Consider the following 11,950-nt stretch of genomic DNA (forward strand, 5'->3'; position numbering starts at 1 on the left):
ATCATGAGATTTCATAAAGAAGGATATACGTCACTTGCCCTTTGCATACTGTTCATTTTTGTGTTGAATGCGCTTATTCAGTTCTATTTCCCTGAGGCACATGTGGTAAAGTGGATAGTTTATATCCTGTCGTTTGCGCTGTTTGTTACTATTGTACAGTTTTTCCGCAGCCCGGTTTTTGATATAGATATTGATGAGAACCATGTGCTTTGCCCTGCCGATGGTAAAGTTGTAGTGATAGAGGAAACTGACGAACCTGAATTTTTAAAAGACAGGCGTATACAGCTGTCGGTTTTTATGTCGCCGGTAAATGTGCACGTTAACCGTAACCCCATTAGCGGCTTTGTAAAATATTTTAAATATCACCCTGGTAAATACCTGGTTGCATGGCACCCAAAATCATCTACCGAGAACGAGCGTACTACGGTTGTTACCGAAAACAGCCAGGGTGTACAAGTACTGTTTAGGCAAATTGCCGGTGCTTTGGCCCGCCGTATTGTATGGTATGTAAAAGAAGGCGATACAGTTAAACAAGGCGACCAGTTCGGTTTTATCAAATTTGGTTCTCGTGTGGATGTGTTCCTTCCGTTAGGAACTAAAATAAATGTACAGCTTGACCAGGTTGTTAAAGGTGGCCGTACCGTATTGGCCGAATTAACCAGTGTAAGCAAGCCATTGCCGGATGCTACATCAGATGTCATAACTGATACAGCTATTCCTGACCATACTGAGCCATTAACCGAGCAGCATCCCGAGGCCGCGCTTGTTATTGAACATGATAAAGAGGTTAACCCAACTGCTGGCATAGAACCCGAAGTGATTGCTCCTGCTCCGCAAAAAGCTGCTGCTAAACCGCGTGCTCCGCGCAAGCCGACAGCAAAAAAAAGTCCCGAAAAGAAATAGTTTAAAATAGAAAGGGCCGCATCGCGCGGCCCTTTTCACTAAACTAATTAAACTCCAAAAGATCATCCGCCTGCCACTTACAGAGGCAAACTTCTCACGTATGAAAGTGATCGTGCTTTCGGTGTTTGAAGAGTATGACGGCATTATTGATCAAAGCGCTACAGTGAACACAAAAAAAATCGCCGAAGATTTTTCTCCGGCGATTTAACTCATAAATAAATTTTATTAGTTCCTTCTGTTAAATAGGAAAGAAGCATAATAAACCAACGTAGCTAACGCACTTACGGCTGCAACAACGTAGGTCATGGCCGCCCACCAGAGTGCGTCTTTAGCTTGTTCATGCTCCTCTCGGGTTTGCATCACCTTGTAATTATTGTTTAACCAGGCCAATGCGCGATTGCTTGCATCAAACTCAACCGGCAGGGTGATAAAACTAAACAAGGTTACCAACGCCAGCGCGCCAACACCAACTGCCAATACAAATGGGTTATGTGTGAAGAATAGTAGCATGATACCGATCATCAATGTCCATTGGGTTAAGGTAGAAGCAACATTTACGACAGGCACCATGGATGACCGGAACGATAACCAGCTGTAATTTTTTGCATGTTGCACGGCATGCCCGCACTCGTGCGCGGCAACTGCGGCAGCAGCGATGCTGCGGCTGTAATAAACATCGAGACTGAGATTTACCGTTTTATTCTCTGGGTTGTAATGGTCGGTAAGCTGGCCCTCAACAGATATCACCTGTACATCAAAAATGCCGTTATCTTTAAGCATTCGCTCGGCAACTTCCTGGCCGGTAAGGCCCGATAAAAGGGGCATTTCTGCGTATTCTTTAAACTTACTTTTAAAACGCCACTGCACAATAAAGCTCACCAGCGTAACTACTATCATAAGCAGCCATGCCGAATTATATGGGATAAATAACAAATTCATCATATTTTCAATAGTTTTAGATGTATGATCTATTTCAAAAAGCATTCCATTTGAAAATAATGCCATAAGTGCAAATTGAAATAGCCATGATGTAAATCAGAATTTATGCAAGCCAACAACTTTTCTTACTGGGAGCGAACCGCTTTTGTTAATGATGCCGATGTGATCATTGTCGGCAGTGGCATTGTTGGGCTTAACGCTGCGCTTCATTTGAAAAGAACGGAGCCGAAGCTAAAGGTAATTGTTTTGGAGCAGGGCTTTTTGCCAAGTGGTGCCAGCACCAAAAACGCAGGTTTTGCGTGCTTTGGCACCGTATCCGAGCAATTGTATACGCTGAAAACTTGCTCGCCGGGAGAGGTTGCAGCTTTGGTTAACTACAAATGGCGGGGACTGCAACGTATGCGGCAGAACCTGGGTGATGAGGCGATAGATTGCCATCAGCATGGTGGCTATGAGCTGTTTATGAACAACGAATTTTTGCAAGCAGAAGAGGCTTTTGATAATATTTCACGGTTAAACGAATTATTGCGAGGTGAGATCGAGGGGCATGACATTTATTCAGTTGCGAATGCTAAAATAGCAGGGTTCGGCTTTGCTGGGGTAAAGCACATGATCTATAACCCTTATGAAGGACAGATACATACGGGTAAAATGATGCGTGCCTTATTATCAAAACTTTACCAACGGGATGTACTGGTGCTCAACAACTGCGGTGTTACTGCGATACAACACAATCGCGAAACTGTAACCCTTGAAACCTCAGTTGGAAATTTTAAGGCAAGCAAGGTAATTGTTGCAACAAACGCATTTGCAAGAACGCTTTACCCCCACCTTGATGTAAAGCCCGGGCGCGGACAGGTATTGGTTACCAAACCTATTGCCGGATTAAAAATCAAAGGCACTTATCACTTTAACGAGGGATATTACTATTTCAGGAATATCGATAACAGGGTACTTTTTGGCGGTGGCCGTAACCTTGATTTTAAAGCGGAAGAGACCTCCAACTTTGGGCATACAGAAATAGTGCAGGATAAGCTTGTGGAGTATTTGAAGGATGTAATATTGCCCGGCACTCCTTTTGAAATTGATTATTGGTGGAGCGGCATCATGGGCTTTGGCGAACAGCTTAAGCCGATTGTAAAGGAGCTTGAGCCCAACATCTTCTGTGCGGTACGCTGCAACGGCATGGGCGTAGCCATGGGCACGTTAGTTGGGGAAGAGGTGGCTGAGTTGGTGCTGAATACTTAACTTGAACCAATCTCCTCGACATTACATGCGTGCGATGAGATTGCCACGTCGCTGCGCTCCTCGCAATGACATAATTTAAACGGGGTATTATAACAACTCCACTAACCGCTCCAGCGCCATACCTCTCGAACCTTTTATAAGCACGGTTGCGTTCTTTATCGGGTTTTCTTTGAGCCCGGTAATGGCATCTTCGGCAGTAAGGTAAAATGTGGTGTTGACCAGCTTTGCACTCTCAACCTCCGATTGCTGGCTTGTAAAATCTTTGCCGATGAAGATGCATTGATCCAGGTTGGCAGAGAGCGCTTTTTTGATAACTGCTGTATGTTCAGCCGCTGAATCTTCACCCATTTCGAACATATCACCTAAGATCACCACCTTGCGATCGGCTTTTACTTTGTCCATGTTATCAATGGCCACAAACATGCTGCTTGGATTGGCATTGTAAAAATCACAGATAAGGGTATTTCTTGCCGTTTGCACAATTTGCGATCGGTTGTTCTTTGGCTGGTAACCCTCAACGCCTGCGTTGATCTCATCAGAATTGAGCCCGAAAAAAGTACCTATACAAACAGCTGCTAAAATATTATCCAGATTATAAGAGCCGGTTAGCTGCGATTTTACGTTGTATGATGAGCTTTTTTTGTCGTTCCACTTAAAGCTAAGCAGCGGGGCATTCTCCAATAATTTGCCGTTTACCAGGTTATCATTGTTGATGCTTTTACCGTAGTAAACTACGTTTTGCATGTTGCGTGCTTTCCGCATTTCTTGCAGCACGTTATCATCACTATTGATAAATGCAATGCGGCTGCTATCCTCATTCAAGAAATCGTACAGCTCGCCTTTGCCTTTTTTTACGCCCTCCACACCACCAAAACCTTCTAAGTGTGCTCTGCCAACATTGGTGATCATGCCGTGGCTTGGTTGGGCAATACTACATAACAGCGCTATCTCGCGTTGGTGGTTAGCGCCCATCTCAATAACCGCCATTTGGTGCGAGCTATTTATAGTAAGTATGGTAAGCGGCACACCTATGTGGTTATTTAAGTTTCCCTTAGTGGCAAGGGTGTTAAATTTTTCAGAAAGCACAGCATTGATCAGCTCTTTAGTAGTGGTTTTGCCATTAGAGCCGGTAAGTCCTATAACCGGTATCGTTAGCTGCTTACGGTGATGCCTCGCTAAATCTTGCAGTGCGGTTAGCACATCATCAACCAATAAAAATTTATCCCCTTTTGCATATTCGGGGTTATCTATCACCGCATAAGCCGCACCTGCTTCAATAGCCTTTTCGGCGAAAGTGTTGGCGTCAAATTTTTCTCCCTTTAGGGCAAAGAACAGGCTGCCCGGTGCAATATTGCGCGTATCTGTACTGATAACCGGATGCTGCAGGTAGATCTGGTAAATTTCTTCGGTAGTGATCATGGTGTACGAATATATAAAACGGCTTTGAGCTTTTAGGTGTTTGCGTTCTGCATAAAATTCATCCAGGCTATAACAGCTTTTATCTCGCCGTAGCTGTAAGCATCACCTAAAACTTCCTTAAGCGGGGCAAGGCGTTCTGCACCATAACTTTCTATAGCGTTTTGTATAACAGGCATTTTATCGGCAGATACAAATGTGCTTACATCCAACTCCCCGGTTTGCACAAATGATGACAAGTGACCTTCGATAGTTGTGGTTGATAAGCCACGTTCATGTGCGATCTCTGTTACCGATAATCCTTGCTTGAAAAGCTCAAGGCTGGCTTTGTTGGTGTCAGATACTTTTGCCTTTTTGGGTTTTCGTTCACGCTTTGCTGATTTTAGTTTGATCAGCGAATCCAATCCCTTAGCCTTGCTGTAGTTAACGATAAGTTCTAAAAACTCGCGCCCATAACGTGCCAGTTTTACATCGCCAAAGCCGGAAATAAGTCTGAGCTCATCCATTTTTTGAGGCAGATAAGTAGCCATCTCCTGCAGTGTGGCATCTGATAATATTATGTAAGCCGGAAGGTTCTCACTTACGGCAAAATCATGTCGGCGCTGGCGCAAGGCGTTCAATAATTCTGCTTCGTAGGCAGGCGTTTCGTGTTCCGCCTCTTCAGTTATATGATGCGCTATCAATTCAACCTTTTGTTCACCTTTAAGCACTGCTTCGCTTTTGGGCGTAAGTTTCAGGGTGGGATAACCGTTTTCATCAGCCTGTTGGAGAAAGCCCTGGCCGGTCAGTTCGCGAAGGTAACGCTGCCAGTCGGCTTTGCTGATATCGGCACCGGCACCATAAGTTTTAAGTGCCTTATGGTCGGTCCAGATCTTCTCACTTTTTGATCCGCGCAGAAAATCAACAATGTAATTATTACCAAAGCGCTCTTTTAATCTCGCTACCGCAGATAGCGCTTTCTGTGCTATAAGTGTTCCATCGAACTTGGTGAACTCACTTAAACAAAAATCGCATGAGCCGCAATGGTCCGGAAAATCCTCGTCAAAGTAATTCATGAGGAACTGTCGGCGGCAGGCGTGCAACTGGCAATAATTCACCATATCATCCAGCTTTTTCAGCATGATGGCGCTTTGCTCGGCATTGTTATCTACCATGGCGAAGCCGCGCAATTTAATGGCGTCGCCCGGCGAATACAGCAGCATGGCATCAGATGGTAAGCCATCGCGACCGGCGCGACCGGTTTCCTGGTAATAACCCTCTATATTCTTGGGCAGATCCATATGCACCACATAGCGCACGTTTGATTTATTGATGCCCATCCCAAAGGCGATGGTAGCCACTATTATCTTCACATCATCGCGCAAAAAAGCTTCCTGGTTTTGTGCTTTTACCTCGTTATTTAAACCGGCATGGTAAGCCTCAACGGCATAACCTTCTTCTTTAAGGTCGGCAGCTAAAGCTTCGGTTGACTTGCGGGACAGGCAGTAGATTATACCCGACTCATCCTTACGCTGCTCCAGGAAATCCATCAATTGATCTAAGCCCTTGCGCCTCGGCACTACCCGGTAGGTGATGTTGGCCCTGTTAAACGATGAAACAAAAACTGAAGGCTTGTGCAGATTAAGTTTTTCTAAAATATCTTTCTGGGTAAGTTTATCTGCCGTTGCAGTTAAAGCAATTACCGGCACTCCCGAAAATTCTTTTTTTAATCCGGCAAGCATCAGGTATTCAGGCCTGAAATCATGCCCCCATTGCGAGATACAATGTGCTTCATCAATAGCAAATTGGACTACGTTCAGGGTCTTTAAAAAAGCCATCATCCGGTTATCGGGCGCAAATAAGCGTTCGGGTGCTATGTAGAGCAGGCGCAGCTGGTTGTTTTGTAGCTGGATAGCTATATCTTTTTGCTCTTCGGTAGATTGGCTGGAGTTGAGATAAGCCGCCGGGATACCGCTCAGGTTAAGGCTATCCACCTGGTCTTTCATCAGCGCAATCAATGGTGAAATAACCACGGTTAATCCATTCAGTAAAACCGCAGGCAACTGGTAGCATAATGATTTGCCACCACCGGTTGGCATCAGCACCATTACATCCTGGTTGTTTAAAACGGTATTGATAATAGCTTCCTGCGAATGGCGGAACTCGGAATAACCAAAATACTTTTGAAGGGCTTGCAAAGGAGTCATCACTATGGCAAAGGTGCGGATTTGAAATTGCAGCCCCATGTGTATCAGCAAAAAAAATCCTTAGATTAGCTTTACTGAACTGACTTTACTAAATGATAAAAAAACTACTTACCACATTTATAGCTTCTTTTTGCGTTGCGGCAGTATTTGCGCAACAACTGCAAACCCCAGAACAATTTCTTGGCTACAAACTGGGCGAGCATTTTACGCCACACCACCGCATTGTTGAGTACTTCAAATACGTTGCTGCTACATCTAAGAATATAAAGCTGCAACAGTTTGGTATTACAAACGAAGGTCGGCCACAGATTGCAGCATTTATTGCATCGTCAGATAATATCAACCGGCTTGATGAGATAAGGCACAATAACCTGCGACTGGCCGGAATGGAGAGTGGTGCTGCATCTGCAAACGCTCCGGTGATCACTTACCTGAGCTATAATGTTCACGGCAATGAACCGGCATCAAGCGAAGCGGCAATGTGGACACTGTATGATCTGGTGGACCCAAACAATGCCAAGGTACAGGCTGAATTGAAGAACATGGTGGTGATCATTGATCCATGTTTAAACCCGGATGGGCGTGAGCGATATGTGAATTTTTATAATTCTGTCGTAGGCGCCGCACCAAACGCAAGCCCCACCGCGAGGGAACACATGGAACCATGGCCGGGCGGCAGGGTGAATCATTATTACTTTGACCTTAACCGCGATTGGGCTTGGCAGGCACAAAAAGAAACACAGGCGAGAGTAGCCTTATTTAATCAATGGCTGCCGCAGATACATGTTGATTTTCATGAGCAGGGCTATAATAACCCTTATTATTTTGCACCGGCGGCCGAGCCTTATCATAAAGACATAACCCAATGGCAGCGGGATTTCCAGGTGACGATTGGCAAGAACAATGCTAAACACTTTGATGCCAACGGCTGGATGTATTTTACAAAACAGGAATTTGACCTGCTGTACCCATCATATGGCGATACCTATCCGCTTTACAATGGCTCTATCGGCATGACCTATGAGCAGGGCGGCATAGGCGCCGGCCTTGCCGTGGTTACCGCCACCGGAGATACACTTACACTTTCCCAACGCATAGCACACCACCATGAAACAAGCATGGCTACCGTTGAAGTGGTTGCAGCTAATAGCCAGCGTGTGGTTAGCGAGTTTAAAAAGTTTTATGATAATAGCCGCCAGAACCCGCCTGGGCAGTTTAAAACCTATGTTATTAAAAATGATAACAATGAAAAGGTTGAGCAATTAGCCAAACTGCTTACCCGCAACGGTATACAATTTGGCTACGGACTGGGCAACAAAGCGGTAACCGGGTATAATTATTTTAGCGGCGCTGATGAACGCTATACCGTTGGTAATAACGACCTGGTGGTAAACGCCTATCAGCCTAAATCGGTACTGCTGCATGTATTGCTGGAGCCAAAAACCTTTATCCCCGATTCATCAACTTATGATATAACAGCGTGGTCGTTACCTTATGCTTACGGGTTAAAGGCTTACGGATTAAAAGAATCGTACAAGCCGGCCAATGCCAACTGGAGCGTTGTTAAGCCGGCAGCGCTGAGCAACACAAAAGCATATGCTTATGTATCTGCCTGGCAATCCATTGCTGATGTGAGGTTTCTTTCTGCTTTGTTAAAGCAAGGTGTTAAGGTGAGGTACTCACAGGAACCGTTTGAAGCGGGAGGTAAAAAATTCACTGCTGGTTCGCTCCTGATAACCCGCGCAGGTAATGACCGCCCCGACTTTGACCGGATGATAACGCAAATAGCAGCCAACCTGGGCCATGAGATAACATCACTTTCAACAGGCTTTGTTGATAAGGGATCGGATATTGGTTCTTTTGATATAAGATACATCAAGAAACCACGCATAGCGCTGGTATCCGGGGATGGCATCAATGCTGAAGCGATGGGCGAGGTTTGGCACTTTATGGAGCAGCAGATAGGTTACCCGGTTACGCTTATCAGGTACCAGGACCTTAACCGCTTAAAGCTTGCGGAATATGATGTAATTGTTTTGCCCGACGGAAGGTACAGTGATCTATCGACAGATAACCTGCAAAAATGGGTAAGTGACGGCGGTAAACTTATAGCCATGGAAAATGCAGTGGCATCCTTGGTTGATAAAAAAGGATTTGACATCAAAGCTAAAGAAGATAAGAAGGCAGATAAGCCTGATGCTAAAGCCAAGCCGCAGAAACGTATTTATGCGGATCGTAACCGCGATGCCTTGCGGTCAAGCATACCGGGAGCTATATTTAAAGTGAACATTGATAATACCCACCCGCTGGGCTTTGGTTTCCCTAAGTATTATTACACTTTAAAACTTAGTGAGGATATTTACGAGCCTCTTGGCGATGACGATTGGAGTGTAGGCACTATAGATAGCAAAGCTTATGTAGCCGGTTTTGCCGGTTTCCTGACCAAACAAAAACTAACCAGCGGCATGCTTATGGGCGTACAAGGCATTGGCCGCGGCTCAGTAGTTTACCTGGCGGATGATCCGCTGTTCCGCAGTTTTTGGGAAAACGGCAAGCTGTTATTCAGCAATGCGCTGTTTATGGTAGGGCAATAGAACAAGTTTGCAGTTTTAGGTTGGCTGTAAGCAGTAGCCGGTTCAATTTATAAATGAAACGAGCGATGACTTTATTCAACGCTCGTTTTGCAAACTGCAAACTAAGAACTGCTGACTAAATTATCCTCCGCTTTTCACTCTGCCTTTTTCATCGTCGGCACCGCTTTGGTGTTGGCGGATTTTAATTTTGCTGTTACCGAAGTTGTAGGTAAGTGTTAAGCGCGCCAAACGGGTTTCGTTTTTCTGGCGAACATCCAGGTTTACGTTTTGATAATGGCTGCTTACATTATTGCGGCGGGTATCGAATATATCGCTCACGCTGAATTTGATGTTCAGTTTTTTCTGGGCAAATGAGCGGCTAACACCTGCATCAACAGCGTATTGGGGTTTAATATCAAACAAACCATACCTTAATGATGACTGGTAGTTGCCGGACACTTCTGCCTTAAAGCCTGCAAACAGGAAGTTTTGAGTTAAACGTACCTGGTAAGCAAATTTGCCGGCGTTCAATTGGCCTCCTAATAATGAGTCTGATTTAAACTTTTGGTAGAACGCCGTTGCATTGATATTACCTGTCCACCATTTAGTGATGGTGAATGGGCTGTTAACGTTAGCGTTGTAAGAATCCTGAGAGTTTAAATTCAGGTTGGTTTGATAGGTAGCTTTGGTTATGGTATCAGTAAGGATAACCTGTGTGCTAACATCGGTAGTATGGCTATAGCCTAATGTTAGGTTAATGGTTTTGTTATAGGTATAGCTTAGTTCAAATGAGTTGGTATACTGCGGTCTTAAGAATGGATTACCTTGTTCGTAAGTATATTGGTCGAGGTAGAACCTGAAAGGATTTAGGTTGTCATAGTTGGGCCTGTCGATACGGCGGCTGTAGCTAAAACCAAGTTCGTGTTTATCTGAAAGGGTGTGATTAACAAATAAACTCGGGAACAGGTTAAGATAATTACGTTTAACCACCTGGTTGTAAGTAACCAGATCACCTGTTGATGATGTGTTCTCGGCCCTCAAGCCTAACTGTACAGATGTTTTAGCGAAGGTTTTACCCAGGTTAATGTAGCCGGCCGCGATCTTTTCGTCATAAACAAAACGGTTTGTGCGGGTTGGATCGTTAACAAACTGGTGACTGTTTACGGTTCCGGTACTGTCAACCTGCGCCTGCAGATCGTTGTCGGTTTTTACTGAGCTGAATTTTGCACCGGCTTCAAACTTAAGCGTTTTAGTGATAGGCAGCGTGTAATCCACCTTTTGCGTCCAGATGGTAATGGTAGACGGCGTTTGGTTTGCTATAAACAAGGGGCGCCTTTGTGTGCTGCCATCCGGGCGGAAAAAATAAGTATCATATATTGCATCAGAGTTGTTGCGGTATTTAGAGTAATCTGCATCTACGCTTATTTCCTGGCCCAGCGTATCAATCTGGTATTTGTCGTTAATGTTTGCCGAGAAGCTTCGGTAAGTTTGCTTCATATCGGCAATGGTAGTTTGGTAAGAGTCAGCCGCGGCGGGTGTTAGGCCCAGGCGGGTAATACCTGTATTATCGTTATATTCGTTTGTGTAATCGCCGTTTACAACAAATCCAAGCGTATTTTTTTTCGATGTAGCATAATCAGCCCCAAAGCGGTAGTTATTGTAATGGATCTTATTAAACATGTTGGTTTGCTGTTTAAAGTAAGTGCTTTTAGAAGCACTGTCCACCCGGCGATCTATCGCAATAACATTCTCCCTGTTAATGTCGCCACGGGTAAGAGTTGCAAACACGTTAAGATTGCCGTTTTTATGGTTAAGCGTTAAGCTGGTGTTATCCCGAAAATTTTTTCCGTAGGCACCGTTTACGGTCAAGCTACCATTGGTGCCTATCATTTTGTTTTTCTTAAGCTTAATGTTAATGATACCCGAGTTACCTGATGCATCGTATTTTGATGAAGGATTGGTGATCAACTCTATCGATTGGATATTTGAGCCATCTGTTGAGCGCAGGTAAGTGGTTAATTGCTGCGCCGACATGTAGGTAAGCTTATCGTTTATCATTACGGTAACACCCTGTTTGCCTTTAAGGCTGATGTTGTCGTCTTTATCAACCGTAACACCCGGTGCGCGTTCCAATATCTCGAGCGCGTTATTACCTGCGGCTAAAACGCTGTTTTCAACGTTCATTACGGTACGGTCCAGTTTGCGCTCTATAAGCGGCTTGCTTGCAACTACATTTACGCCTTGTAAGCTGCGGCTGGCTGTTGCCATGTTAAGTACAGGAGCTGTAACATTGGTTTGGCCGTTGGCAACATCAAATGCCGCGGTAAATGCCGGCTGGTAGCCAACGCTTGTTCCTTTAATAATGTATTTCCCTTCGGTTATCTTATCAAATACGTACCTGCCGGCATCATTGGTTAAAGTGCCTTTTACAACGGTAGAGTCTTTTGCTCTTAGCAGGGTTACTGTTGCATAATCAACCGGTTTAGATTGGTCGTTTATAAAGGCACCTGTTACGGTAGCCCGGGGCGGTGAGGTGGTTTGTGCATTTAAGCGCCCGCCTGTAAAGGCCAGCGCAACGATGATAAATATTTTGGTTAATTGTTTCATAGGTTCAAAAAGTTTAGGCAATAGAAATTCACGAAGAGAGAGTCTTCTATTTTTTTTGCCGGTAAATAGTTTGTGTGT

6 protein-coding genes and 1 pseudogene are annotated in these 11,950 nt (G+C 44.7%); 3 read left to right on the plus strand and 4 right to left on the minus strand.

Annotated features, from left to right (window positions below):
- Positions 1-3 precede the first annotated feature (3 nt).
- Positions 4-657 (plus strand): annotated as a pseudogene (locus INP83_RS03960) (phosphatidylserine decarboxylase family protein); the annotation flags it as partial.
- A gap of 471 nt (positions 658-1,128) precedes the next feature.
- Here the strand turns inward: INP83_RS03960 and INP83_RS03965 are convergent.
- On the minus strand, positions 1,129-1,800 hold the full coding sequence (locus INP83_RS03965) for a zinc metallopeptidase (RefSeq protein WP_370630609.1): 672 nt from the start codon (positions 1,798-1,800) through the stop codon (positions 1,129-1,131).
- 147 nt (positions 1,801-1,947) lie between these two features.
- Between INP83_RS03965 and INP83_RS03970 the strand changes: the two genes are divergently transcribed.
- Positions 1,948-3,090: an FAD-binding oxidoreductase gene (locus INP83_RS03970; RefSeq protein WP_219126379.1), complete on the plus strand. Its 1,143-nt coding sequence runs from the start codon at positions 1,948-1,950 to the stop codon at positions 3,088-3,090.
- Positions 3,091-3,177: 87 nt separating this feature from the next.
- Here INP83_RS03970 and murF read toward each other — a convergent pair whose 3' ends face one another.
- Both murF and recQ read right to left on the minus strand, forming a co-directional pair.
- Positions 3,178-4,509: a UDP-N-acetylmuramoyl-tripeptide--D-alanyl-D-alanine ligase gene (gene murF, locus INP83_RS03975; RefSeq protein WP_370630584.1), complete on the minus strand. Its 1,332-nt coding sequence runs from the start codon at positions 4,507-4,509 to the stop codon at positions 3,178-3,180.
- A 32-nt stretch (positions 4,510-4,541) separates the two neighbouring features.
- Positions 4,542-6,731, minus strand: a complete 2,190-nt coding sequence (recQ, locus tag INP83_RS03980) for a DNA helicase RecQ (RefSeq protein ID WP_255563251.1) — start codon at positions 6,729-6,731, stop codon at positions 4,542-4,544.
- A gap of 53 nt (positions 6,732-6,784) precedes the next feature.
- Between recQ and INP83_RS03985 the strand changes: the two genes are divergently transcribed.
- Positions 6,785-9,286 carry a M14 family zinc carboxypeptidase gene (locus INP83_RS03985; RefSeq protein WP_219126380.1) on the plus strand — a complete coding sequence of 834 codons (2,502 nt, stop codon included), beginning with the start codon at positions 6,785-6,787 and terminating at the stop codon, positions 9,284-9,286.
- Between the two features lie 120 nt (positions 9,287-9,406).
- On the opposite strand, the gene INP83_RS03990 is transcribed toward INP83_RS03985, so the two are convergent.
- Positions 9,407-11,872 carry an outer membrane beta-barrel family protein gene (locus tag INP83_RS03990; protein ID WP_219126381.1) on the minus strand — a complete coding sequence of 822 codons (2,466 nt, stop codon included), beginning with the start codon at positions 11,870-11,872 and terminating at the stop codon, positions 9,407-9,409.
- Positions 11,873-11,950: the final 78 nt, after the last annotated feature.

This window comes from Mucilaginibacter sp. 21P (assembly GCF_019331605.1).
Lineage (GTDB): Bacteria > Bacteroidota > Bacteroidia > Sphingobacteriales > Sphingobacteriaceae > Mucilaginibacter > Mucilaginibacter achroorhodeus.